A 23,578-nucleotide genomic window follows, 5' to 3' on the forward strand; every position below is an offset into this window, starting at 1 on the left:
CACTGCCCCCTTATGTGTATCAGGTACGCTAAAAAGCGTAGCTCATACGCAGTTACCGGCGGAAGCCCTAGACTCGGTCGGCGCGGCGACGAGAGGGTGGAGATGACCGAGGAAGACCGCCTACCGGCGGAGATCGCCCTGCTCTGGGGCCTGCGCGAGACACCGCGACGTGGCCGCAAACCGGCGCTCACGGTCGGCGAGATCACCCGGGCGGCGATCGCGGTCGCCGACGCCGAGGGGCTCGGTGCGGTGTCCATGGCGCGGGTGGCCCAGGAGCTCGGCAACTCGACGATGGCGCTCTACCGGCACGTGGACAGCAAGGACGCGCTGCTCAAGCTGATGGCCGACGCCGCGTTGGACGACCCGCCGGAACTGCCCGCGCACGGCGACTGGCGCGAGGGGCTCACGGTGTGGACGCACAGCGTGCTCGCCACGCTGCGCAAGCACCCGTGGTACGCCCGGATCCCGATGGACGGGCCGCCGCTCGGGCCGAGGAACCTGGCGTGGTTCGACCGCGCGCTGACCGCGCTGGCCGCCACACCGCTGCGGGAGGACGAGAAGGTCGGCGTGGTGATGGGGCTGCTGACGTTCGTGCACGGCGAGGTGCGGTTGACCGCGGAGCTGGCGGCGGGGTTCCAGGAGAACCCCGAGGCGTTCGGGCGGGCGTACGCGCGGGCGTTGCGGCTGGTGGTCGACCCGCGGCGGATGCCCGCGCTCGGCCGGGTGGTCGACGCCGGCGTGTTCGACCTGGACAACCTGCTCGACGACCAGGAGGTCGACGCCGACTTCGCGTTCGGCCTGAACCTCTACTTCGACGGCGTGGCCGCGTACCTCGCCCGGCGCGGCGACCCGCGGTGACGGTGCTGCGGGGCCGGTCGGGGCCCCGCAGCACCCGGGATCACCGCCGGCGCGACCCGGCCCGCGCCACCCGCTGCCGCACGGGTGCGTCGGCCGACATGACCGCGAGGCCCGCGGTGATCAGGACCAGGTTCTTGACCACGAACTCGCCGGTCATGGTCAACAGCAGCGGGTTGCCCGTCTGGAACGCGACGGACGGCTGCACGACGAGCGTGGAGAACGTGCCGACGAGGTGGAGCACCACCAGCAACGCCACCCAGCGCAACCGGCGACCCACCACCAGGGCGATCCCCAGCGCCACTTCCACCACTCCGAGCGTGAGCACGAAGACGCCCGGGTCGAGCCACGGGACGGTCTGCGCGACCAACTCGGCCACGGGCGTCGTGCCGGCCACCTTGAGGGCGCCGAACCAGACGAAGACCACGCCGAGCGAACCCCGCAGGAGGGGGATGCTCAGCGTCCGCAAGGCGTTAGCGGGCGCATCCGGACGGGACGAGAGTTCCGTCATCCACATCACTTCCTTCGCGAGCGGGACCACGTCGACCTGCCTGCCGGAGGCCGCCCGTCGCGTGGTCCACACTGACCGGAACTGGACTGGGAGCGCTCCCAGAACTGTAACGGTAAGGAAACGCGGTGTGAAGGGCCGATTCCAAGCCGTCCCAGATGGCGGCTGTTCGTACCGCTAGTCGTACCATTCGATCGGGTTGTCGAACGCACCCGCGGGCATCGGGTCGCCGAAGAACGAGCCCGTGCCGGCGACCACGCCCGCGGCGCGCCACCACTCGGCCTGCTCACGCGTCGCCAGCCCGTCGACGAGCACCTCGACGCCGGCCCGTCGGGCCAACGGCACCAGGTCCGCCAGGAACTCCGCCTCGCCCCGCGCCTGCCGCTCGACCAGCCGCCGCGCCACCCGCACCGACCTGACCGGCAGCTCCGCGGCCACCGCCAGGTCGTCCGGGCCGAGCCCGAAGTCGTCCAGCGACGTGCCGACGCCCAGCTCCGCCAGCACGGTCAGGTTGTCCACGGCGTCGGACTCCGCCGATACCGCCACCGGCATCCCGATCGTCAACCGCGACGCGGGCAGGCCGGTGTCGTCGAGCACCCGCCGCACCCGGCGGACCAGGTCGCCGTCGAGCGACTGGTGCTTGGTCAAGCCCACGTGCAGCGGCACGGTGGGCCGCCCCGAGCGCTGGCCCCACCACCTCACCTGGCCGCACGCGGTGGCCAACTGCCACTCGCCCAACGACAGGATCAACCCGGTCCGCTCCGCCAACGCCGCGCACGTGGAGTGGTCCAGCGACTCGTCCCCGCGGTCCCAGTGCAGCCCCGCGTCCACGCCGACCAGCGCACGCCCGGCCAGGTCGACCACCGGCCGGTACCGCACGTCGACCTCGCCCTGCTCCCACGCGCCGGGCATGGCCACGGCGAGCTCGTCCACCCGCCGCACGGCCGCGTCCTGCCCGGGGTGGTACAGCTCCCACTGGCCGCGACCGTCCGACTTGGCCTGCCGCAACGCCTGCTCCGCGGCGCGCATCACCTCCGCGGGACCCCAGTCCGGCGACGGTCGGCGCACCACGCCGACGCTGACCGACACGGCCAAGCCGCGCTCGTCGAAGTACACCGGCTCCGAGAGCTCGCGGTTGAGGTCGGCCACGGTGGTGGCGACGTCCGGCGTGGTGGCGGTGTTCTCGACCAGGATGGCGAACTCGTCGCCGTCGAACCGGGCGATCATCGCCTTCTCCCGCGCCACCGCGGCCTTCAGCCGCTGCGACACGTGCACGAGCAGCCGTTCACCGGCCTGCCGGCCGAGGCTGTTGCACACCATCCCGAACGCGTCGACGTCGAGGTGGAACAGGCTGACGCCCCGCACCGGGTCGGCCCGGCGCAGCGCGCTCTCCAGGTGGGTGGTGAAGTACTGCCGGTTCGGCAGCCCGGTCGACACGTCGTGCAGCGCCTGCCGGTTCAGCTCGGACTGCAGCAGCATCAGCTCGGTGCCGTCCTCGACCACGGCGACGAAGTGCCCCGGCTGGTCGTCGGCGCCCCGCACCAGCGACACCGTCAACGAGATCCGCGCGACGTCGCCGTCCTTGCGCAGCAACCGCTGGGGCTGCCGGACCCGTTCCTGCCTGCCGTCCACCAGCGCCCGCATCGCCTCGGCGAGGACGCGGGCCGAGTCGGGGTGCACGAGCTCGTCCAGGGCGAAGCCGGTCAGCTCCTCGGTCGTGTACCCGAGGATGTCGCCGATCGCGGCGTTGGCCCGCACCAGTCGCCCGTCCAGGTCGACCACCAGGATCCCGCTGGCGGACGACGTGGCGACCTCCTCGAACCGCGACTCGCTCTCCCTCAGGTTCCACTGCGCGTCGCGCACCGCCTTGAGCAGCGACAGCTGCATGGACTCCTGCTGCTCGAACACCGCCCGCCTGCTGGCCGCGAGGAACCCGGACGACATCGAGCCGAGGACCGTGACGATTCCCCTGGCGTAGCGCTCGACGGGCTGGAACTCCGGCAGCGCGAGCAGGCCCTTGCCGAGCACGTCGAGGGTGACGCGCAAGCCGTCCTCGGTGACGTAGCCGAGTCCGACGAGCTGTTCGCCGATCCGCTCGGCCCGCCGGGCCGAGGACCGCTCGGTGGACGACTCGTCGTGCACCGCGGCGCACAGCTCGTCGAGGCGGTCGCGCATTTCACGGTCGAGTTCGTTCCTGCCCAGCGCGATGACGACGACTCCGCTGAGCAGGTACGACCACTTCCGTGCCAAGAGATCGCGACCACGTTCGGGTGGTGGCATGGCCGCTGGTCTTTGAGTGGGGATCGACATTCCCGTTGCCTTGCCGTGATATTGAGGTCGGCGGCAGTTTACCCACCCCCCACTGGCCAAGACTCGACCGGACGTGTGAATCCCGAACACTTACAGTGACTTTCGCCGACAGGAATTCATCCCTTTCGGCCGACCCCCGCGTAGACCAGCATGTTCATGTCGGGCTGGGCGGAGATGTCGCCCGGACCTCCGGGGTGCCATTCGCCACACCCGACCAGTCCCGGTTCCACCAGTTCGAATCCGGCGAACATCCGGGTGATCTCGGCGTGGGAACGCAGGTTCACCTGGTCGCGGCTGTTGCTCTGCTTGATCGCGTCGGTCGCCCCGGTCAGGTTCTCGCCCTGGTTGTCCCCGGTCGCGTGGGTGACGGCCAGGTAGCTGCCGGGCGCCAGCACGTCCCGGTAGCGGGCGAGCAGGGCGAGGGGGTCGGCCTCGTCGGGCACCCAGTGCAACATCAACAGCATGAGTACTCCGATCGGCTGATCGAAGTCGAGCAGCCGACGGGCCGCGTCGCTGCCCAGCACCGAGTCCGGCTCACGCATGTCGGCGTGCACGACGGCCGCGTCGTCGTTGTTGACCAGCAGCAACTCGCTGTGCGCGACCGCGACCGGGTCCCGGTCGACGTACACCACGCGGGATCCCGGCGCCGCCGCCTGGGCGACCTCGTGCACGTTGCCGACGGTCGGGATGCCCGAGCCGATGTCGAGGAACTGGCGCACGCCCTGGTCGACCATGTACCGCACGACGCGGCCGAGGAACGCCCGGTTGACGCGGGCGGCGTTGCGCAGGCCCGGCATGGTGGCCTCGATCTGCTCGCCGAGCGCGCGGTCCACGGCGAAGTTGTGCGCCCCGCCGAGCATGTAGTCGTACGTGCGGGCCACACTCGGCACGGAAATGTCCACACCGGATGGAATCCATTCGCTTTGCGTCATGTGCGAACACCTCTCGACGTCCCCAGGGCGGGACCGGGACAGTACAGGCTGGCGGAGACCAACACGCAGCCAGCCATCGGTGTGACACCAACCCACCCGAATGGACCCTGTCAGCCGCCACCGAACGGGCCCTATCGTGAGCCGTCCCTTTCGGCGCCCGAGAGGAGCGGACATGGATGTCCCGGTGGCGCCCGGCCGCCTCCCGTTCCTCGGGCACTCGGTGGAGATGATGCGCCGACGGCACGAGTTCACCTCATCACTGCGCGATCACGGCGATGTGGTAAGGGTCGACCTCGGCCCGTTGTCGACGTTTTTCGTGACCAGTCCTCGACTTGTGCACCAGGTCCTGGTCACCGATGGTCCGCGTTTCCGCAAAGGCGCGATGTTCGACAAGTTCCGCCCCTATCTGGGCAATGGTCTGGTGCTTTCCGACGGCGCGTTCCACCTGCGGCAGCGGCGGATGATGCAGCCCGCGTTCCACCGCGAGCGCATCTCCGGCTACGCCGGGACGATGGTGCGCGCGGCCACCGCGTTGACCCGGTCGTGGACGCCCGGCGAGGTGCGGGTGGTCGAGGACGACATGCAGGGCCTGGCGGTCACGGTCGTGGGCGAGGCGCTGTTCTCCACCGAGCTGGGGCAGCGGGTGATCGCCGAGGTGCGGCGGTCGGTGTTCGTGGTGATCAAGCAGGGCATGGTGCGCGCGTTGGCGCCGTCGTTCGTGGAGAAGCTCCCGCTGCCGGGCAACCGCAAGTTCGACCAGGCCATCGCCCGGATGCGCGCGATCGTGCTGGAGGTCATCACGAGCAGGCGTGCGGAGGGCGGGCAGGACCACGGCGACCTGCTGTCGGTGCTGTTGCGGGCGCAGGACGAGTCGGGCCGCGGGATGACCGACCAGCAGACCTACGACGAGGTGCTGACCCTGCTCACCGCCGGCATCGAGACGACGGCGCTGGCGCTGGCCTGGGCGTTCCACGAGGTCGCGCGGCACCCGGAAGTCGAACGGCGGGTGGTCGCCGAGGTCGACGAGGTGCTGGGCGGGCGCCCGATCACCTTCGCCGACGTGCCCCGGCTGAAGTACACCGCGGCCGTGGTGAACGAGGTGCTGCGGATGTACCCGATCTGGATCCTGATGCGCCGGACCGTCGCTCCGGTCGACCTCGACGGGGTGGAGCTGGGCGTGGGCGCCGAGGTCATCGTCAGCCCGCACGCCCTGCACCACGACCCGGCGTCCTTCCCCGACCCGCACCGGTTCGACCCCGACCGGTGGCTGTCCGCGTCCACCGAGGTGCCGCGCGGCGCGTTCGTGCCGTTCGCGGCGGGTGCGCGCCAGTGCCTGGGCAACGTGTTCGCCCAGACCGAGATCGTGATCACCCTCGCCACCGTGCTGTCGCGGTGGCGGCTCGTGCCGGTGCCCGGCAAGCCCGTGCGCACCAAGTTCACCTCCGCCGCCTACCCCAGCGGTCTGCTGATGACGGCGGTTCCCCGTTGACTCCCCCGGAGGTTGTCAGTCGTGCGTTGGTCGCGTTTGCGGTTGTCCGCGGTCGCCCTGCTCACCGCGTCGATCGGGCTGGTGCCCGCACCCGCGAGCGCCGCGTCGGTCACGTGTGAGGACTTGCGCGTGCCGGTGACGGTGCTCGGCACGCCGCACGCCATGCACGGCAGGCTGTGCACGCCGGCGGGTGCGTCCACGGTGCAGGTGCTGGTCCCGGGCGGCACGTACAACAGCTCGTACTGGGACATCTCGTACGCGCCGGACATCCGGTCGTACCGCCAGGCCATGAACCGGGCGGGCATCGCCACGCTCGCCGTGGACCGGCTCGGCACCGGCCGCAGCACGCGACCGCTGAGCGCGCTGGTGACCGCGTCGACCCAGGCCCGCGCGGTGCACCAGGTGATCAGGGCGGTTCGGCCGCGGTTCGGGAAGGTGCTCGTGGGTGGCCACTCGATCGGGTCGGCGATGGCGTTGATCGAGGCCGGGACGTACCACGACGTGGACGGCGTGCTGGTCACCGGTTTCACGCACCGGATGGACTTCGTCACGGTGGTCCCGACGTTGGCCGGCATGATCCCGGCGGTGCTGGACCCGCAGCTGCGCCGGTCCGGGTTGGACCTGGGTTACCTGACGACCGCGCCCGGCACCCGTTACGGCGCGTTCCACTCGCCCGGTCCGCTGGTGTCGGGGGCGATCTCGCACGACGAGGCCGGCAAGGACGTGTTCGCGGCGTCGGAGGCGGTGGACACGATCGCGCTGAACAACGTGGTCGTCCCGTTCACGCGGCTGATCGACGTGCCGGTGATGATCGTGGTCGGTGCCCGTGACACCAACTTCTGCGGGCGGCCGCTGGGCAGCGACTGCACGTCCGCGCGGGCGTTGCTGGCTTCCGAGGCGCCGTACTTCTCCGCCCCGGCGCGGCTGCACACCTACGTGCTCGACGGCTACGGGCACTCGATCAACTACGCGCCCAACGCCCCCGACTACCACCGCGCCGTCGCCGACTGGACCAACACCCTCTGACCCTCCCGCGTGTCCTACCTCCAGACCGCGCGTGTCCAACACTCGGAACGCGCGTGTCCTACGTTCGGAACGCGTGAGTTCAACGCTCAGAACGTCCGAAGGCCGCGTCCGCCCGTGCCCGGATGAACCTGAGCGTTGAATTCGGGGGTCCTGAACGTAGGACACGCGCGACCTGGACGTAGGACACGCGCGTTCTGAAGGTAGGACACGCGCGGGGTGGGGGTTGGGCTCTCGCGGTCAGGTGGGGATGGGGAGGTGGCGGTAGGACTTGGCGGCGGTGGTGGGGACCTCGTGGTGGACGGTGGCCGCGCGGGTGGTGCAGGTGGTGTCCGAGTAGAGCACCAGGCCGCTGCCGTCGCCGAAGCCGCGGGCCGCCGAACGGGCCGTCGTGAAGCCGAGGTCGCTGACGGGGTGGCAGCCGTAGGCAGCGGGCAGGACCGCACGGGTGCCGGTGAACGAACTGCCCGAGAACAGGCAGTAGCCGGGTTCCTGGCAGTGCGGGCTCACCTCGGAAGCGGAAGCCGATGCCGCGGTGGCGGGGAAGAGGGCGGCGGCGAGGAGCAGTGCGCCTGCCACGGCGAAGCGTCGTTGCGTCACGGTTGTCCCCCATCGGATCATCGGCACCCCAAGCCAACCGAACGCGGGCGGTCGTGACAATCGGCCGAATGGAACCGCCCGCGTGCGCGCCGGGCATGGGGCGGCGCACGCGGGCGGGGTCGGGGGGCGGGGCTAGCTCACCCGGATGTCGTCCAGGTAGAACGTCCCGCTCACCACGGGGTTGCCCTCGACCTGGTTGATGAAGACGTTGAACTGGGACAGGTTCTTCAGGTCCTCCGGCGTGATCCGCCGGTGCGCGTTGCCGGTGTCCCACGGCGCCGGCCGCCAGTCCGCGAACGGGATCGTCACCACGCCGCCGGACGTGCCGGCCATCGACGGGTACGCCTCGTACGCCACCCCACCGGCGTTGAGCTGCAGCACCAGCTTGTGGTTCGACCCGTCGGGCCGCAGCCAGAACGACAGGCCCGCGTAGGTCGACCAGTCACCCGAGATCCGCTTGCCCACACCGGTGTAGGTCTGGAAGGCGAAGTCGTAGTCGAACCTCAGCGCCTTGCCGCCGTTCTCCGCCGCCAACGAGATCCGGTTCGTCCCGTACGGGCTGTACTCCGCGCCCAGCGCCACGTCGTCCACGTGGCCCTCGAAGTCGTCCACCACGCCGGGCGCGAGCGGCGGCTTCGGGCCGAGGATGACCCGGTTGGTCACCACCAGCGGCTTGCCGGTCGACGTCAACGCGGTCACCTTGAGCCGCGTCACCTTGTTGGTCAGGTTCTCCGCGCCGATGTGCCACGTCCCGGTGTGGTACCCGGTGCGCCGGTCCAGCCTCAACAGGTGCCTGGTCGGGTCGTCGCCGACGGTGTAGTAGACGACGGCGGGCCTGGCGTCGAGCAGTCGCACGCGGACCGTCGTGGTCGGCGTGGTGATCCGCTCGCCGTCCGGCGGCGACACGATGTGCAGGAACGGCTGGTGCGCCGCCGCCTTCACCTTGCGCCCGTAGACGTCGCGCAGGTCGAGCTCCGAGCTGAAGACCGCGAACGGGTCGTCGTGCAGCCGCCGCAGGTCGGGCAGCAACTCGTGCTCGGGCTCGGTGGCGGTCGCCGGGTAGGGCAGGAAGAACTGCTCGGTGCCGAAGTTCACCCATGTCAGCATGAACGCGCTGCGGCCGGCCCACGGGTCGGCCTTGATGGCGTTGAACATCGTGGTGAACCAGTTCAGGTTCCCGTTCTGCCCGTTGGGCTTCAGCGCGCCGCTGATGCCGTACTCGGTGAACGCAGAGACCTTGCCCTTCTCCTGCGCGATGCGCGCGATCATGCCCAGGTCGGCCACGACGCCGTCCAGCCACTGCTGCGACGCGTTGCTGCCGTCGTAGCTGTCGATGCCGAGCACGTCGACGTAGTTGTCACCCGGGTACGTGCGCATGTAGACGTCGTCCACGCCGCCGTAGCCGCCGCCCGGCGAGTACGCGTACAGGAAGTTGTGCACGTCCTTGACGTCGCGCAGGTACTCGACGGTGTACCGGAACAGCTCGATGTACTTCGCCGGTGACGCGTGCGCGGCGCCCCACCAGAACCACGAGCCGCTGTTCTCGTGGAACGGTCGGTAGATCATCGGGATCGGGTTGCCGTCGGCGTCGTCGACCTCGTGCGCGAGGCGGGCGACGCGGTCGAGGTAGGCGTTGAACTGGGCGTGGTGGTCGCCGCCGGGCAGGATGCGGGTGACGACGTCGCCGTTGGTGTCGTAGAAGTCCCCGCCGGTGACGAAGTTGTCCATGTGGGACGCGAGCGTGTGCACGCCGCCGATCCGGTTGTGCGCGGTCTCGATCAGCTTCACCGTGGCCTGGAAGTTCTCCTCCGGGGCGGGATCGCCGGGCGAGGAGCCGTGGCCGAGGTGGCCGGTGTCCCAGCCGAACAGCGCCGGGTGGTCGCCCACGCCCGCCTTCACGTCGGACTTCAGCCCGTCGGTCTCGGTGAACTCGTCCCACGTGACGCCGAACTCGGTCGTCTGCTGGTGGCCGAACAGCACGCCCTTGCCCTGCTGCTCGCGCAGGTACGAGAACAGGGACCGGGTCTGCGGGGTGGCGTCCTGGTCGGAGATCTTCACCGTCTCCGGCCGGTGCTGCCGCTCGTCCGGTGCGGCGGTGGCCGTGGTCGTGACCGTGGCCGTGGCCGTGGTGCCGAGCAGTGCCGCGGCGAGGACCGCGACGGTCACGCGTCTGGCGGTGGGACGTCTTCTCATGGCTACCGGACCTCTCGGCGTCGAGCGGCATTCGCTGGGAACGCACGATAGCGCCCTAAGTTTGGTAAGTGAAGAAACTTGGCCCAACACAGTCGCCCGGCGTCTCAAGTGAGCACCGCTCACTTGTCCCCGAGCGACTCCAGCAACTGCTTCAACGTGGCCGCCAACGCCGTGCGCTCGCGCTTGGATAACGCGCCGAGCAGCCGGTTCTCCGTGGCCAGGTGGTCCGGCAGGGTCCGGTCGACCAGGTCTCGACCCGCGTCGGTGAGCGCGACGACCACACCCCGACCGTCGTGCTCGTTCGGGGTCCTGACGACGAGGCCGCGCGCTTCGAGGCGGTCGAGCCGTTGCGTGACCGCGCCCGAGGTGACCATCGAGGCACGCATCAGCTCGGTCGGGGTCAGCCGGTGCGGCGGCGCGCTGCGGCGCAGGGTGGCCAGGACGTCGAACGAGGCGCGGTCCAGGTCGTGCGCGGCGAACGTCTTGCCCAGCTCGCCGTCGACCAGGCGCGCGAGGCGGCTGAGCCTGCCGATCACGGCCATGGGTGAGACGTCCAGGTCCGGGCGCTGCGCGTGCCACTGGCCGAGGACCAGGTCGACGTGGTCTGCCATCCAACTAGCTTAGCGGTGAGGTAAGTCACCACCGAGATAGCTTAGCGGTGAGCTACTTTGTCTTAGTGCTAAGCAAATGGGTGACCGCGTTCGCCCCCGCCGTGTGGGGCACGACCTACTTCGTCACCACCGAGTACCTGCCGCCGGACCGGCCGCTGCTGGCGGGCCTGCTGCGGGCGCTGCCGGCCGGGTTGGTGCTGGTCGCGATCACGCGGCAGCTGCCGCGCGGCGACTGGTGGTGGCGATCGCTGGTCCTGGGCACGCTCAACATCGGGATCTTCCTGCCGCTGCTGTTCCTGGCCGCGTACCGGCTGCCCGGCGGTGTCGCGGCGACCGTCGGCGCGGTGCAGCCGCTGATGGTGGCGGGGCTCGCGGCGTTGCTGCTCGGGCACCGGATGACGACGCGCACCGCGCTCGCGGCCATCGCGGGCATCGTCGGCGTCGCGCTGCTCGTGCTGCGGGCGGACGCACAGCTCGACGCGGTCGGCGTGGCGGCCGCGCTCGGCGGCGCGGTCGCGATGGCGGCCGGCGTGGTGCTGAGCAAGCGCTGGACGTCGCCGGCGCCGCTGCTGGCCCTCACCGGGTGGCAGCTGGTGGCGGGCGGTGTGGTGCTGCTGCCGGTGACGCTGCTGGTCGAGGGCCCGCCGCCGGCGCTGACCGCGACGAACGTCGGCGGCTTCGCCTACCTGGGGATCATCGGCGGCGCGCTGGCCTACGCCCTGTGGTTCCGCGGCATCCGGGTGCTGCAGGCCACCCAGGTGACGTTCCTCGGCCTGCTCAGCCCGGTCGTCGCCACGCTCGTCGGGTGGTCGGTGCTCGACCAGGGGTTGACCGCGTCCCAGGTGCTCGGCGCGGTGGTCGTGCTGGGCGCGCTCGTCGTGGCGCAGCGGAAATCAGTCGAACCGAAGGGGGAAAGCCATGCGGATCACGGTGTTCGGAGCGTTCGGCGTCGTCGGCGGCAGGGTGGTGGAGGAGGCCCGGCGGCGCGGCCACGAGGTCACGCCCGTCAGCCGTCGGCCCGGTCCGGGCAGTGAGGTCGGCGACGCGCGTGCCGTCGAGGACGTCGTCCGGCTCGGCGCGGGCCGCGACCTGGTGATCAGCGCGACCAGGCCGGCACCGGGCCAGGAGGTCGAGCTGGTCGCGGCCACCCGTGCGCTGCTCGCGGGCGCGGCGCGGCTGGGTGTGCGGCTGCTCGTCGTGGGCGGCGCGGCCACGCTCGTCACGCCCGCGGGTCACACGGTCGAGGAGGCGCCCGACTTCCCGGACGCGCTGAAGCCGATCGCGCGGGCGTGCGCCGAGCAGTTGGCGGTGTGCCTGGCCGATCCGGCCGCGGACTGGACCTATCTCAGCCCGCCTTCCGTGCTGGAGCCCGGTGAGCGGACCGGCGCGTTCCGGCTCGGTGGTGACGACCAGGTCGGCACGACGATCTCGGTGGAGGACCTGGCGGTCGCGTTGCTCGACGAGGCGGAGACGCCGAGGCACCGGCGGCAGCGGTTCACCGTCGGGTACTGAACCACGCGGTCGACGCGCGACGACCCCGTTCGGCCGGCCGGGCCGATCCGGGGCACGGGCAGGGGGCGGCCGATGTCCGACCCGCCCCCTGCTCCGATCAACCAGGTTCCCGATCAGCCTGGTTCCCGATGCTCCCGGTTTCCGATCAGCCCAGCTCGGCGCACGTCCTGGCGTCCGGGTCGGCCGCCGCCTTGGGCACCCAGCGCACGTTCGCGAACGACGCCTGGAACGCGCCCTCGGTGTAGACCAGGAACGGCGTGTTGACGTTCTCCAGGTCGAGCCCGCCGTTGGCGAAGCACGAGATCGGGATCTTCACGGTCGACTTCACGCCGGTCGGCAACCCGCTGAACACGCCGGTCGCGTTGACCTCCGCGAAGCACGGGTACTGGCAGTGCGCGCTCACCACGGTCCGCGCGGCGGGCGCCTGGTGCACGATCACGTCGAACACCAGCGCCGCGTTGGCGTTGAGGTAACCGCGCAGGTCGCTGCCTCCCGCCGGGTCCTGCGCGTAGACCTGACCCGGCCCGGTGCCGGTCCACGTCGTCTTCATCGCGTCACCCTGCACGTTCACGTCCGCCGGCACGACGTTGATCGAGCCGTGCGCCGCCTCGCCGTCCGGGCCGAGCTCGGTGCCGCCCCAGTTGTCCGGCGAGCCGATGAAGCTCTTGTACGGCGCCACGTCGGTCCGCACGTGGACCTCCAGGTCCTCGGTCGCGGTGCCACCGCCGCCGTTGCCGGAGCAGCCGAACTCGGGCGAGGTCTCGTCGAGCCGGCCGACGTTGCCGGTCTGCCAGCTCCTCAGGCCGTAACCCGGCTTGAACAGCGGGTCGCCGTCCGCGTTCAGCGGGGTCTGGCAGGCGCTGCGCGGCCAGGAGAACGACAACCTGCCGGTGAAGCCCGGGTACGTGTGCCTGCCGCGGACCAGCAGGTCGGCCACGCCGCCGCCCTCGGTGCCGGGCAGCCACGCCGCCACGAACGCGTCCGAGCGGTTGAGCTCCTTGTTGACGTGCAGCGGACGTCCGGACACGAACACCGTCACGACCGGCGCGCCCTTGCCGCTGACCTTGTCCAGCACGGCCAGGTCGTTCGGGTACAGCTTCGCCGCCTCCAGCGAGCGCTTGCCGATGTCGCCGACGCCCTCCGCGTACGGGGTCTCGCCGATCACCGCGACCACCGCGTCGAACCCGGCCGGGTCGACGTCACCGGTCTCGCTGAACACCACGTTCTCGGCGCCGAGCGCTTCCCGCAGCCCGCCCAGGACGGTGGTGCCGTTCGGGAAGTCGGCGTTGGTGTTGCCGGTGCCCTGCCAGGTCAGCGTCCAGCCGCCGGTCTGGTTCTGCATGCTGTCCGCGCTCTTGCCCACGACCAGCACCTTCGACCGCGGGCTCAGCGGCAGCACCCGGTTGTCGTTCTTGAGCAGCACCTGCGACTCGCGCACCGCCTGACGGGCAAGCTTGCGCGCCTCCAACGCGTCCGCGGAGCCCGCGTGCTCGCGCTGCGACGGCTTCTCGCCGTCCAGCACGCCCGAGCGGAGCTTGACGCGCAGGATGCGGGTGACCGCGTCGTCGATGCGGGCCATCGGGATCTGGCCGCCCTCGACCTGGGCGATCGTGTTGGCGATGAACGCCTTCCACTCGTTGGGCACCATCACCACGTCGATGCCCGCGTTGATCGCCTGGGGGCACGACGAGTTGGTGCAGCCCGCGACCTGGCCGATGCCGTTCCAGTCCGAGACCACCAGGCCGTCGAAGCCCATCTTGCCCTTGAGGATGTCGTTCACCGCGAGCTTGCTGCCGTGCAGCTTGCCCTCGGTGATGCCCAGCTCCTCGTTGGTCCAGCTGTTGAACGACACCATCACGGTCTGGGCGCCGGCGGCGAGCGCGCCGTAGTAGCCCTGGCCGTGCACGTTGATCATCTCGGCCTCGGAGGACGGGTTGACGCCCTGGTCCTTGCCGCCGATCGTGCCGCCGTCACCGATGAAGTGCTTGGCGGTCGCGAGCACGCCGACCCGCCGCTTGCCGTTGCCCTGAAGACCCAGGGTGGCCTCGTAGCCGTACGCGCGGGTGATGCGCGGGTCCTCGGAGAAGCCCTCGTACGTGCGGCCCCACCGGTCGTCCAGCGGCACGGCCAGCGTCGGCGCGAACGCCCAGTCCTGGCCGGTGGCGCGGATCTGCTCGGCGGTCGCCTTGCCGATGTCCCTGATCAGGCAGGGGTCGTGCGCCGCGCCGAGGCCGATGTTGTGCGGGAAGACCGTCGTGCCGTAGACGTTGTTGTTGCCGTGCACGGCGTCGATGCCCCAGATCACGGGCACCTGCGTGCGGCTGGCCTTGGACGCGTCCCAATAGGCGTCGGCCAGGGCCAGCCACGCCTCGGGCGCGGCGTGCTTGTCGCGGTTCGGCCACGAGCCGCCGCCGTTGAGGACCGAGCCGATGCCGTACTCGCGCACCTCGTCCGGGGTGATCGCGCCGATCTCCGGCTGGGTCATCTGGCCGACCTTCTCGGCCAGCGTCATGCCGGCCAGGATCCGCCTGACCCGCCGTTCGTCGGCCGGGTTGGACTTGACCCGGCTGTCGACCTTCGGCCACTGGGCCAGTTCGGGGAGGTCGTGCTCGATCCGGGCGCAGCCGTGCTCGGTGCGCGGCTCACCGATGACCGGTTGGCGCGAGGCCGTCTCCGGGGCGGCGGCTGCCGCGCCTGCGGTGATGAGACCGGCGGCGAGCACCGCGGCCAGCGCGGCGCTCAGGTGTCTGCGGGGCATCGGCGGTTCCGTTCGTCTTCTGGTGCGACGGCTCTGTCGCGCCCGATCCTGGTGACCGCGCCGGTCCCGGTCAAGACCTTCGTGGGAGCGCTTCCTCGCAGGTGGGCGTTCCGGTCCCGGGGTCGTTCCCGGTACCGGCCGGGCCGTCGCCGCGACGACCTGATGAGACAGTGACCGAGCGCTACTTGACCCGCGAGTAGGTAGTGGGCCAGACTCCGAACCGGTAAGTGCAGTCCACACAGGACTTTCTCCGCCAGGTCCTTACCACCGCTGGGAAGAGCACAATCATGTCCTTGAGGTCACCCCTGTCCCGTCGCGCCCTGATCCTCGCCGCGACGGTCGCCCTCACCACTTCCGGCGCGGTCGCGCAGGCCGCCGAGAACCCGTACGAGCGGGGTCCCGCCCCCACCACGGCGAGCATCGAGGCCACTCGCGGCCCGTTCGCCACCAGCCAGACCGCCGTGTCCGCGACGAGCGTGCGCGGCTTCGGCGGCGGCACGATCTACTACCCGACCAGCACCGCGGAAGGCACGTTCGGCGCGGTCGCGGTCTCGCCCGGCTACACCGCGAGCCAGTCCAGCCTGTCCTGGCTCGGCCCGCGCCTGGCCTCGCAGGGCTTCGTCATCTTCATCATCGACACCAACTCCCGCTACGACCAGCCCGCCTCGCGCGGCGACCAGCTGCTGGCCGCGCTGGACTACCTCACGACCAGCAGCAGCGTGCGCGCCCGCATCGACGCCACCCGCCTCGGCGTGATGGGCCACTCGATGGGCGGCGGTGGCGCGCTGGAAGCCACCAAGGACCGACCGAGCCTGCAGGCGTCGATCCCCCTGACCGCCTGGAACACCACGAAGACGTGGTCGACCGTGCAGACGCCGACCCTGATCGTGGGCGCGGAGAACGACTCCGTGGCCTCCGTCTCGTCGCACTCCGAGCGGTTCTACACCGGCCTGCCGTCCACCCTGGACAAGGCCTACCTGGAGCTGGAGGGCGCCAGCCACTACGCGCCGAACAGCTCGAACACGACGATCGCGAAGTACAGCATCTCGTGGCTCAAGCGGTTCATCGACGACGACGTGCGGTACGAGCAGTTCCTCTGCCCCGCGCCGCGCGGCGCGGCGATCTCGGAGTACCGCGACACCTGCCCGCACTCCGCGAGCGCGTGAGGCCGGGTGCCCGCCGCTCGGGACGCGGGAGGAGGCAACACCTCCTCGACCGGCGGGCACAAGTGGGACATGACGACCGATGACCCTGACGACCGCACCCTGTGGTCACAGGCCGCGGCAGGGAGTGGACCCGCCTTCGGCGTGCTGTTCGACCGGCACGCCAAGGCGGTCTACAACCACTGCTTCCGGCTGACCGCGTCGTGGGCGGCGGCCGAGGACCACCTGCAGAACACGTTCCTGGTGGCCTGGCGCAAGCGCGACCGGCTGCGGCTGGAGCACGACTCGGCCCTGCCGTGGCTGCTGGCCGTGGCCACGAACGTGGTGCGCAGCGATCGGCGCACGGTGGCGCGGAGGCTGCGCCTGTTCCGCAAGGCGCCGGTGGAGACCTCGGTGCCCGACCACGCCGACCAGGTGGCCGAACGGGTCGACGACCAGCGGCGGATGGCGTTGCTGCTGGCCGCCGTGGCGGATCTGCCGCGCAACGAACGGGAAGCGCTCGCGCTGTGCGTGTGGTCCGGCGTGTCGTACGCCGACGCCGCCGGTGTGCTCGGCATCGCCGAGGGGAGCGTCCGGGCCAGGGTCAGCAAGGCGAAGGCCCGGCTGACCCGCAGGCTCGGCCCGGCGCCGGTCGTCGCCGTCCCCGCGCTCACCCTGGAGGACCGTTGAACACCACACTCCCCCCGGCCCGGGACCTGCCGCCGCACCGCCGGGCACAGCTGCGCGCGCGACTGGAGCAGGAGGTCACCGGCGGTCGCCGGGCAGTCCGGTTCGCGCCCCTGGTCGTCGCCGGTCTCGCGGCGGCGGCCGTGGTCGTGCTGGTCGCGGTCGTCGCGCCGTGGCGGCAGACGAGCGGCGACGCCGCGGTCGGCGACCCGGTCGTGGTGACCACCACGACGTCCGCCTCACCGGCGTGGCAGGGACCGGTCATCCCCGGCCTGTCGCCGCAACGGGTCGCCGAAGTCGAGCAGGGCTGCCTGGACAGCACTCTGCGGCAGGGCAAGGCCACCCTGTACCAGTACCTCACCGACGAGGTGGGCGCCTTCGCCCTGCTCTACACCGCGAGCGAGCAGCTCAGCTGCACCGTCGACGGGCCGACCACGCCGTACAACGCGAGTTCCGCGCTGGTGTGGGATTCCGGGTGGCTGCCGGGCGCCCTGGCGCTCGACGGCCTGGCCTCGGCCGCCGGCGGCGACGGCGGCAAGGCCGATCACGCGGGCCGGGCGGGGTACGACATGGCGGTGGGCCGGGTGACCGGGCAGGTCGCCAAGGTCGTCTACCTGCACGGCGGGCGGTCGGTGGAGGCGCGGATCGCCAACGGCACGTTCGTGGCCCGCATCGCGCACCCGGCCGACTGGGTGCCGCCGGACGGGTGGGACCGGATGGGGGTCGTGCACGCGTACGACGCGCAGGGCGCCCTGCTCGGCGAGTGGCGCAACGAGTGGGACCCGACCAGGTGCTGGGTGCGCCCGGACGGCGTGGTCGTCGCGGGCGCGCGCGACCTCGACCCGGCGAAGTGCCTGCCCGCCGTGGCCTGGCGGTAGTCGCGACCGGGGTGCGTCCTCAGGTCCGGGACACGCCCCGGTACGGCAGGGTCTGGCTGTAGACGATGTTGGTGGTCGTGCTGCCGAAGCCGGTCAGGTCGTTGACCACCTGCTCCAGGTGCGGCATGGACGTGGCGGCGACCTTGAGCGTGTAGCAGTCGTCGCCGGTGGTGCGCAGGCACTCCAGGATCTCGGGGCGTTCGGCGAGGAGCGCGTGCAGCGGCTCGTGCCGGTTGCCCGGGTACTTCAGGCGGACGACGGCGAGCACCGCGTAGCCGGCCTTGGCCAGGTCGACCTCCGCCCGGTAGCCGGTGATCACGCCGGTGGACTCCAACCGGCGCACGCGTTCGGTGGTCGCCGACGCGCTGAGGTTGACCCGGCGGCCCAGCTCGCTGAGCGCGATCCGACCGTCGCGTTGCAGCTCGTCGAGGATGGCCCAGTCGGTCGGATCGAGGTTCCCGGTCACCGGGGCAGATTACCGGGGAATCCACGGCGACCGGGCCGTTAGACCGCGCGAAGTCTCTTCAGCACGGCGGGGTCGCCGCCTAGTCTTGATCACGTGCAGATCGGTGTGAACGTCCCCAACTTCGGCCCTGGAACCTCGCCGGACGTGCTGCGGAACTGGGCGCGGACGGTCGAGGGCCTGGGTTTCGACCTGTTGATGGTGTCCGACCACGTGGCGGTGACGCCGGACGTGGCCGCGCAGTACCCGGCCCCGTTCTACGAGCCGTTCACCGCGTTGTCGTGGCTGGCGGGGGTGACGTCGCGGATCCGGCTCGGCACCACCGTGCTGGTGCTGCCGTACCGGCACCCGCTGCTGGTGGCGCGGATGGCGGCGAACCTGAACGAGCTGTCCGGCGGGCGGTTCGTGCTCGGGGTCGGGGTGGGGTGGGCGCGGCAGGAGTACGAGGCGCTGGGTGTGCCGTTCGGCGACCGCGGTCGGTTGACCGACGAAGGGCTGCGGGTCGTGCGGGCGGCGTGGCGCGAGGAGTCCGACTACCGGGCCGGGCGGATCCCGATCTGGGTGGGCGGTCACTCCGACGCGGCGCTGCGGCGGGCCGTGCGGCTCGGGGACGCCTGGCACGGGCTGCGGCTGACACCTTCGGGGTTCCGGGAAGCGGTGGGGCGGTTGGAGGTCATCGCGACGGCGGAGGGGAAACCGTTGCCCGCTTTGACCCCTCGGATCCTGCTGAACATCACGCCCGACGAGGTTCCAGGGCCGGAGCGGCGGTTGGGTGAGGGGACCGTCGCGCAGGTCGTGGGTGATCTGGTGGAGTTGCGTTCGCTGGGGGCGCAGGCGGTGGTGCTGGACCCGTTCGTCGGCGATCCACAGGAGACGGTCGAGCCGGAAATCGCGTGGCAGGCATTGGCCACCGTGCGGAAGGAGTTCCGATGAGCTTGCACAGGGCGATCGAACTGGCGGCGGAGGCGCGTGCGGCGGGCAACCCGCCGTTCGGGTCGTTGCTGGTGGGACCGGACGGGGCGGTGCTGGTGGAGGAGCGCAACACCAGCCTCACCGACGACGACATCACCGCGCACCCGGAGTTGAAGCTGGCGCGGTGGGCGGCCCGGTCGCTCACGCCGGAGGTGGCGGCGGGTACGACGATGTTCACCAGCTGCCAGCCGTGCGGGATGTGCGTCGGGGCGATCGAGCGGTCGGGGTTGGGGCGGGTGGTGTTCGCGCTGTCGACCGAGCAGCTGAACGCGCTGAAGCCGGGTGGCGGGTTCGCCCCCGTGCCGCAGGAGGGTCCGGCGCTGCTGGAGGAGGCCTCCGTGCCGGTGGCGGGCTACTACCGCTGATCGCGGCCGTGTTCCGAGCGTTGAACTCGGGTGTTCCGAACGTAGGACACGCGCGTTCTGAACGTAGGACATGCGCGTTCTGAACGTAGGACACGCGGGGGGGTGGAGGTTGGGGCGCGGGGGGTGGGGGCGCGGGGGTGGAGGGTGGGTTCTCGTGTTTGGAGGGGGGTGGGTTGGGCCGGTTGGTGGGCCGGGCGGGGCGAATAACCTTCGTGGCCGGATGGGGTTCACAGATTGTGCCCGGTTCGCTACCTTGAGATCTGGGAGCGCTCCCAGCCCGGTAGTCGGTAAATCCTCAACGTGGAGGACAACAGATGACCTTCAGACTCCGCTCGGTGATCGGCGTCTTCAGCTCGGTCCTGGCGGTCCTCGCCGCCAGTGTCGTGGTCCTGGTGGGAGCATCAGGCGTCGCGAGCGCACACGGCTCGGTCACCGATCCGCCGTCGCGCAACTACGGCTGTTACCAGCGCTGGGGTAGCGACCACCTGAACCCGAACATGGGTCAGACCGACCCCATGTGCGCGCAGGCCTGGAAGGCCGACCCGAACGCGATGTGGAACTGGAACGGCCTGTACCGCAACGGTGTCGGTGGCAACCACCAGGGCGCCCTGGCGAACGGCCAGCTGTGCAGTGGCGGCCTGGCCGAGAGCGGCCGCTACCGCGCGCTCGACACGGTCGGCGCGTGGAACACCGCCACCAAGCCGCGCCAGTTCACCCTCACGATCACGGACCAGGCGAGGCACGGTGCGGACTACCTCCGCATCTACATCACCCGCCAGGGCGTGAACACGGCGACCACGCCGCTGCGCTGGAGCGACCTGGAGCTGGTCACCTCGACCGGTCGCTACGGCACCACGGGCCTGTACCAGGCCCAGGTGAACGCGGGCAGCCGCACGGGCCGCCACGTGGTGTTCACGATCTGGCAGGCCAGCCACATGGACCAGGCCTACTACCTGTGCAGTGACGTGAACTTCCAGTAGTAGCACCACTTCGGGCACACGGGTGCGGCAGGACCTCCGCCGCGCCCGTGTGCTCGTCCACGTCGGGCGTGCGCCGCCTCAGCCGGTGAGGTTCGTGGTGGCCCAGAAGGCCTCGCCGTCGCCGGCGACCTCGGCCGCGTCGGTGCCGTGCGACAGGAACACCGACTCGCCACCGCCCAGCCCGACCTCTTCACCACCACGGCTGACCACGACGTGACCCTTGGTGCACAGCAGGAGTTGCGGTCCCCCGCCGGGCAGCACGGCACCCGGCCGCACGGCGTGCAGGCGGAACTCCGGGTCGGGCGTGCGGTAGGTCCGCAGCGGACCGTCACCCTCGCCGTCGAGCACGGCGGCGGGTCCGGCCTTGTGGTCGACCAGCGTCAGCACGGCGTGCACGTCCACCGGTTTGGTGGTCAGGCCCGCGCGGAGCACGTTGTCGGAGTTGACCATCAGCTCGACGCCCGTGCCGCGCAGGTGCGCGTGCAGGACGCCGGCGCCGACGTGGACGGCCTGGCCCGGCCGCAGCTTCACCGCGTTGAGCAGCAACGCCGCCACCACGCCGGCGTCGCCCGGGTAGGACTCGGCCAGTGCCGCGACGTGCGCCAGCGCGGGCACGCGGGCCGCCGCCGCGGCCACCTCGGCGACCAGGTCCGCGTCGGCCGTGTGCAACGCCCAGCGCAGCGCGCTCCACGTGTCGCAGACCGAGAGCGCGGCCCGCAGCGGCGCCAACGACGGCAGGTCCAGCTCGTCCAGCAGCGCCACCGTCTCGGCGGGCCGGCGGAAGCCGGACAGCGTCTCGAAGTCGGTCAGCGCGACCAGGACCTCCGGCTTGGCCCGGTCGTCGCGGTAGCCGTGCTCGGCGAACCCGACCACCGCCTGCTCGCGGTTCGGGTGCACCTGCAGCGACAGCGGCGCGTCGACGGCCAGCACCTTCAGCAGGAACGGCAGGCGCGGGCCGAACGCGGCCAGGCTGTCCGGTCCGAGCAGCCCGGCGGGGTTGGCGGCCAGGTAGGCGTCCAGCGGCACGTCGCAGTCGGCCAGCCGGGACGGGTCGTCGGGGTGCGCGCCGACCCACAGCTCGGCCTGCGGCCCGGCACTGGGCGACGGCTCGCCGCGCATCTCGGCGAGCGCGGTCCGCGAACCCCAGTGGTACTCCCGGACGATGGTCTCCAACTTGCGCACGGCGATCCCTCAGATTCCCACGGGCACGGACGGGACGCGGTCGCCCGCGAGCAGCGCCGCGGCGCCGATCAGGCCCGAGTCGACGCCCAACGTCGCCGGGCACACCTCGGCCCGGCGCATGAAGTCCAACCCCGCGTAGTCCGCGAGCGGCTCGGTGACGGCCGGTTCGAGCAGGTCCCAGGCCTGCGCCACACCGCCGCCGATGACCACGCGGTCGATCTCGCACAACGCGGAGGCGACCGTGATGACGTGGGCGACGGCCGCGCCGGAACGCCCGAACGCCGCCCGCGCGGTCGGGTCGCCCGCCCGTGCGGCGGCGGCGAGCGCGACGCCGTCCGCCGTGCCGCCCAGGGGTTGCCAGCCCTGGTCCAACGCCCAGCGCACCATGGAGGGGCCGCTGGCGATGGCCTCGGAGCAACCGTTCGCGCCGCAGCCGCACGGCGGACCGGCGGGGTCGACCACGAAGTGACCGACGTGGCCCGCGTTGCCGGTGGTGCCGAAGTGCGGCCGGCCGCCGAAGACGAACCCGCCGCCGATGCCGGTGGACACCACCATGCCGAGCAGGCACTCGCTGCCCCGGCCGTTGCCGTGGTGGTACTCGGCCAGCGCCATGCACAGCGCGTCGCCGCCGAGCCGGACGGGCAGGCCGGGCAGCAGGTCGCCGACCCGTGCGGTGATCGGGAAGTCGCGCCAGCCGGGGATGTTGACGGGGCTGATCGTGCCGGTGCGCAGGTCCATCGGGGCGGCCGAGGCGATGCCCGCGCCCAGCACGGTGCGGTCGGCGGCGAGGCCGAGCAGTTCGTCGAGCAGGCCCGCGAGGCCGCGCCAGACGGTGTCGGCGTCACCGGCGGGCGTCGGCGTGGTGCGGCGGGCCAGGACGGTGCCGTCGGACTCGACCAACGCCGCGGCGAGCTTGGTGCCGCCGATGTCGATGGCGACCGCGACCGGGTCGAGTGCTTGGCCCATGGACTTAGTTAAGCGGTTAAGCAAAGTTTCGTCAAGAGTCGTTGACGCGGCTGATCGGAGCAAGGTGAACCGGTTCACCCGGTGCCCGCGCGCACGACCGCCGCGACCGGTCCGCCACCGTCGACCGGGTGGCGGGCCGGCGTCGGCGGTGGCGGACCTCCGTCACAGGTGGCGTTCGATCTCGGCCAGCTCGTCGGCCTCGAACGCCAGGTTCGCCGTCGCGGCGACGTTGTCCTCCAGCTGCTTCACGCTGGAGGCGCCGATCAGCGCGGACGTGACGTTGCGCAGCACCCACGCGATCGCCAGCTGCGCCAACGTCTGCCCGCGCCGCTTGGCGACGTCGTTCAACGCCCGCACCTTCGCCAGCGTCGCCTCGTCCAGGTTGGCCTCGGACAGGAACGGCGAGGCGCTCGCCGCCCGCGAGCCCGCCGGCACGCCGTCCAGGTAGCGGTCGGTCAGCAGGCCCTGCGCCAGCGGCGAGAACGCGATGCTGCCCGCGCCGACCTCGGCCAGCACGTCGAGCAGGCCGTCCTCGACCCACCGGTTGAACATCGAGTACGACGGCTGGTGGATCAGCAGCGGCGTGCCCAGCTCGCGCAGCACCCGGGCCGCCTGCGCGGTCTGCTCGGCCGAGTAGTTCGAGATGCCGACGTAGAGCGCCTTGCCCGAGCGGACGACGTGGTCCAGCGCGCCCATCGTCTCCTCGATGGGCGTGTCCGGGTCGGGCCGGTGGTGGTAGAAGACGTCGACGTAGTCCAAGCCGAGCCGGGCCAGCGACCGGTCCAGCGAGCCGACCAGGTACTTGCGCGAGCCCCACTCGCCGTACGGGCCGTTCCACATGTGGTAGCCGGCCTTGGTGGACACCAGGATCTCGTCCCGGTAGGACCGGAAGTCCTGCGCGAACAGCCTGCCGAAGTTCTCCTCGGCGGAGCCGGGCGGCGGACCGTAGTTGTTGGCCAGGTCGAAGTGCGTCACGCCCAGGTCGAAGGCGCGGCGCAGGATCGCCCGCTGACCGTCCAGGTGCCGGTCGTGGCCGAAGTTGTGCCACAGGCCGAGCGACACGGCGGGCAGCTTGAGCCCGCTGCGGCCGGACCGGCGGTAGGGCATGGCGTCGTACCGCGACTCGGCGGCGTGGTGGGTCATGTGAATCCT

The 23,578-nt window shown here is 71.4% G+C and carries 22 protein-coding genes; 11 read left to right on the forward strand and 11 right to left on the reverse strand.

Translation table 11 applies throughout. From position 1 onward, the window contains the following. Positions 1-102 precede the first annotated feature (102 nt). Positions 103-858 carry a TetR/AcrR family transcriptional regulator gene (locus AB0K14_RS29385; RefSeq protein ID WP_360446708.1) on the forward strand — a complete coding sequence of 252 codons (756 nt, stop codon included), beginning with the start codon at positions 103-105 and terminating at the stop codon, positions 856-858. A 40-nt stretch (positions 859-898) separates the two neighbouring features. Here AB0K14_RS29385 and AB0K14_RS29390 read toward each other — a convergent pair whose 3' ends face one another. From AB0K14_RS29390 to AB0K14_RS29400, 3 genes are all read right to left on the reverse strand, one after another. Then, positions 899-1,366, reverse strand: coding sequence for a DUF417 family protein (locus AB0K14_RS29390; RefSeq protein ID WP_360446706.1), 468 nt, complete (start codon positions 1,364-1,366; stop codon positions 899-901). A gap of 174 nt (positions 1,367-1,540) precedes the next feature. Beyond that, positions 1,541-3,613: an EAL domain-containing protein gene (locus tag AB0K14_RS29395; protein WP_360446704.1), complete on the reverse strand. Its 2,073-nt coding sequence runs from the start codon at positions 3,611-3,613 to the stop codon at positions 1,541-1,543. 176 nt (positions 3,614-3,789) lie between these two features. Next, positions 3,790-4,605: an SAM-dependent methyltransferase gene (locus tag AB0K14_RS29400; RefSeq protein WP_360446702.1), complete on the reverse strand. Its 816-nt coding sequence runs from the start codon at positions 4,603-4,605 to the stop codon at positions 3,790-3,792. A gap of 172 nt (positions 4,606-4,777) precedes the next feature. Between AB0K14_RS29400 and AB0K14_RS29405 the strand changes: the two genes are divergently transcribed. Next, entirely contained in the window at positions 4,778-6,094 is a 1,317-nt protein-coding gene (locus tag AB0K14_RS29405) for a cytochrome P450 (RefSeq protein ID WP_360446700.1), read from the forward strand. A 21-nt stretch (positions 6,095-6,115) separates the two neighbouring features. Continuing rightward, positions 6,116-7,120, forward strand: coding sequence for an alpha/beta fold hydrolase (locus tag AB0K14_RS29410; RefSeq protein ID WP_360446698.1), 1,005 nt, complete (start codon positions 6,116-6,118; stop codon positions 7,118-7,120). A gap of 237 nt (positions 7,121-7,357) precedes the next feature. Here AB0K14_RS29410 and AB0K14_RS29415 read toward each other — a convergent pair whose 3' ends face one another. From AB0K14_RS29415 to AB0K14_RS29425, 3 genes are all read right to left on the reverse strand, one after another. Continuing rightward, the gene (locus AB0K14_RS29415; protein WP_360446696.1) at positions 7,358-7,717 is read right to left on the reverse strand and encodes a hypothetical protein; all 360 of its coding nucleotides are present in this window, start codon (positions 7,715-7,717) and stop codon (positions 7,358-7,360) included. 132 nt (positions 7,718-7,849) lie between these two features. Further along, positions 7,850-9,910 carry a glycosyl hydrolase gene (locus tag AB0K14_RS29420; RefSeq protein ID WP_360446694.1) on the reverse strand — a complete coding sequence of 687 codons (2,061 nt, stop codon included), beginning with the start codon at positions 9,908-9,910 and terminating at the stop codon, positions 7,850-7,852. Between the two features lie 119 nt (positions 9,911-10,029). After that, entirely contained in the window at positions 10,030-10,521 is a 492-nt protein-coding gene (locus tag AB0K14_RS29425) for a MarR family transcriptional regulator (RefSeq protein WP_360446692.1), read from the reverse strand. Between the two features lie 65 nt (positions 10,522-10,586). Between AB0K14_RS29425 and AB0K14_RS29430 the strand changes: the two genes are divergently transcribed. Then, a complete protein-coding gene (locus AB0K14_RS29430; protein WP_360446690.1) occupies positions 10,587-11,555 on the forward strand; it encodes an EamA family transporter in 969 nt (322 codons plus the stop codon). Then, positions 11,440-12,033 carry an NAD(P)H-binding protein gene (locus AB0K14_RS29435; protein ID WP_360446688.1) on the forward strand — a complete coding sequence of 198 codons (594 nt, stop codon included), beginning with the start codon at positions 11,440-11,442 and terminating at the stop codon, positions 12,031-12,033. The genes AB0K14_RS29430 and AB0K14_RS29435 overlap by 116 nt, the downstream gene beginning before the upstream one ends. A gap of 145 nt (positions 12,034-12,178) precedes the next feature. Here AB0K14_RS29435 and AB0K14_RS29440 read toward each other — a convergent pair whose 3' ends face one another. Continuing rightward, positions 12,179-14,791 carry an exo 1,3/1,4-beta-D-glucan glucohydrolase gene (locus AB0K14_RS29440; protein WP_360446686.1) on the reverse strand — a complete coding sequence of 871 codons (2,613 nt, stop codon included), beginning with the start codon at positions 14,789-14,791 and terminating at the stop codon, positions 12,179-12,181. Positions 14,792-15,078: 287 nt separating this feature from the next. On the opposite strand from AB0K14_RS29440, the gene AB0K14_RS29445 reads away from it, so the two are divergent. From AB0K14_RS29445 to AB0K14_RS29455, 3 genes are all read left to right on the forward strand, one after another. Next, positions 15,079-15,957: an alpha/beta hydrolase gene (locus tag AB0K14_RS29445; protein WP_360446683.1), complete on the forward strand. Its 879-nt coding sequence runs from the start codon at positions 15,079-15,081 to the stop codon at positions 15,955-15,957. 69 nt (positions 15,958-16,026) lie between these two features. Then, positions 16,027-16,623 (forward strand): RNA polymerase sigma factor, encoded by a 597-nt coding sequence (locus AB0K14_RS29450; protein WP_360446681.1) that lies wholly within the window; start codon positions 16,027-16,029, stop codon positions 16,621-16,623. Continuing rightward, the gene (locus AB0K14_RS29455; RefSeq protein ID WP_360446679.1) at positions 16,620-17,498 is read left to right on the forward strand and encodes a hypothetical protein; all 879 of its coding nucleotides are present in this window, start codon (positions 16,620-16,622) and stop codon (positions 17,496-17,498) included. The genes AB0K14_RS29450 and AB0K14_RS29455 overlap by 4 nt, the downstream gene beginning before the upstream one ends. A gap of 19 nt (positions 17,499-17,517) precedes the next feature. Here the strand turns inward: AB0K14_RS29455 and AB0K14_RS29460 are convergent, their stop codons facing one another. Then, a complete protein-coding gene (locus AB0K14_RS29460) occupies positions 17,518-17,964 on the reverse strand; it encodes an Lrp/AsnC family transcriptional regulator (RefSeq protein WP_360446677.1) in 447 nt (148 codons plus the stop codon). Positions 17,965-18,057: 93 nt separating this feature from the next. Between AB0K14_RS29460 and AB0K14_RS29465 the strand changes: the two genes are divergently transcribed. The 3 genes from AB0K14_RS29465 (at position 18,058) to AB0K14_RS29475 (ending at position 20,278) form a co-directional block, all read left to right on the forward strand. Continuing rightward, entirely contained in the window at positions 18,058-18,894 is an 837-nt protein-coding gene (locus AB0K14_RS29465; RefSeq protein WP_360446675.1) for an LLM class flavin-dependent oxidoreductase, read from the forward strand. Next, positions 18,891-19,298 carry a nucleoside deaminase gene (locus tag AB0K14_RS29470; protein WP_360446673.1) on the forward strand — a complete coding sequence of 136 codons (408 nt, stop codon included), beginning with the start codon at positions 18,891-18,893 and terminating at the stop codon, positions 19,296-19,298. The genes AB0K14_RS29465 and AB0K14_RS29470 overlap by 4 nt, the downstream gene beginning before the upstream one ends. A gap of 314 nt (positions 19,299-19,612) precedes the next feature. Continuing rightward, on the forward strand, positions 19,613-20,278 hold the full coding sequence (locus AB0K14_RS29475) for a lytic polysaccharide monooxygenase (protein ID WP_360446671.1): 666 nt from the start codon (positions 19,613-19,615) through the stop codon (positions 20,276-20,278). Positions 20,279-20,356: 78 nt separating this feature from the next. Here AB0K14_RS29475 and manA read toward each other — a convergent pair whose 3' ends face one another. From manA to mgrA, 3 genes are all read right to left on the reverse strand, one after another. After that, positions 20,357-21,460, reverse strand: coding sequence for a mannose-6-phosphate isomerase, class I (gene manA, locus AB0K14_RS29480; RefSeq protein ID WP_360446669.1), 1,104 nt, complete (start codon positions 21,458-21,460; stop codon positions 20,357-20,359). Between the two features lie 9 nt (positions 21,461-21,469). Next, on the reverse strand, positions 21,470-22,426 hold the full coding sequence (locus AB0K14_RS29485; RefSeq protein WP_360446667.1) for an ROK family protein: 957 nt from the start codon (positions 22,424-22,426) through the stop codon (positions 21,470-21,472). A 162-nt stretch (positions 22,427-22,588) separates the two neighbouring features. Continuing rightward, the gene (gene mgrA, locus AB0K14_RS29490) at positions 22,589-23,569 is read right to left on the reverse strand and encodes an L-glyceraldehyde 3-phosphate reductase (protein WP_360446665.1); all 981 of its coding nucleotides are present in this window, start codon (positions 23,567-23,569) and stop codon (positions 22,589-22,591) included. Positions 23,570-23,578: the final 9 nt, after the last annotated feature.

The sequence above is a fragment of the Actinosynnema sp. NPDC050801 genome, from assembly GCF_040673975.1.
Taxonomy (GTDB): domain Bacteria; phylum Actinomycetota; class Actinomycetes; order Mycobacteriales; family Pseudonocardiaceae; genus Actinosynnema.

Excerpts from the sequence above, each read along its gene's own strand:
- AB0K14_RS29385 (WP_360446708.1), top strand. The coding sequence starts at position 103 with ATGACCGAGGAAGACCGCCTACCGGCGGAGATCGCCCTGCTCTGGGGC.
- AB0K14_RS29390 (WP_360446706.1), bottom strand. The coding sequence starts at position 1,366 with ATGACGGAACTCTCGTCCCGTCCGGATGCGCCCGCTAACGCCTTGCGG.
- AB0K14_RS29400 (WP_360446702.1), bottom strand. The coding sequence starts at position 4,605 with ATGACGCAAAGCGAATGGATTCCATCCGGTGTGGACATTTCCGTGCCG.
- AB0K14_RS29405 (WP_360446700.1), top strand. The coding sequence starts at position 4,778 with ATGGATGTCCCGGTGGCGCCCGGCCGCCTCCCGTTCCTCGGGCACTCG.
- AB0K14_RS29420 (WP_360446694.1), bottom strand. The coding sequence starts at position 9,910 with ATGAGAAGACGTCCCACCGCCAGACGCGTGACCGTCGCGGTCCTCGCC.
- AB0K14_RS29425 (WP_360446692.1), bottom strand. The coding sequence starts at position 10,521 with ATGGCAGACCACGTCGACCTGGTCCTCGGCCAGTGGCACGCGCAGCGC.
- AB0K14_RS29435 (WP_360446688.1), top strand. The coding sequence starts at position 11,440 with ATGCGGATCACGGTGTTCGGAGCGTTCGGCGTCGTCGGCGGCAGGGTG.
- AB0K14_RS29440 (WP_360446686.1), bottom strand. The coding sequence starts at position 14,791 with ATGCCCCGCAGACACCTGAGCGCCGCGCTGGCCGCGGTGCTCGCCGCC.
- AB0K14_RS29445 (WP_360446683.1), top strand. The coding sequence starts at position 15,079 with ATGTCCTTGAGGTCACCCCTGTCCCGTCGCGCCCTGATCCTCGCCGCG.
- AB0K14_RS29450 (WP_360446681.1), top strand. The coding sequence starts at position 16,027 with ATGACGACCGATGACCCTGACGACCGCACCCTGTGGTCACAGGCCGCG.
- AB0K14_RS29470 (WP_360446673.1), top strand. The coding sequence starts at position 18,891 with ATGAGCTTGCACAGGGCGATCGAACTGGCGGCGGAGGCGCGTGCGGCG.
- AB0K14_RS29475 (WP_360446671.1), top strand. The coding sequence starts at position 19,613 with ATGACCTTCAGACTCCGCTCGGTGATCGGCGTCTTCAGCTCGGTCCTG.
- AB0K14_RS29485 (WP_360446667.1), bottom strand. The coding sequence starts at position 22,426 with ATGGGCCAAGCACTCGACCCGGTCGCGGTCGCCATCGACATCGGCGGC.
- mgrA (WP_360446665.1), bottom strand. The coding sequence starts at position 23,569 with ATGACCCACCACGCCGCCGAGTCGCGGTACGACGCCATGCCCTACCGC.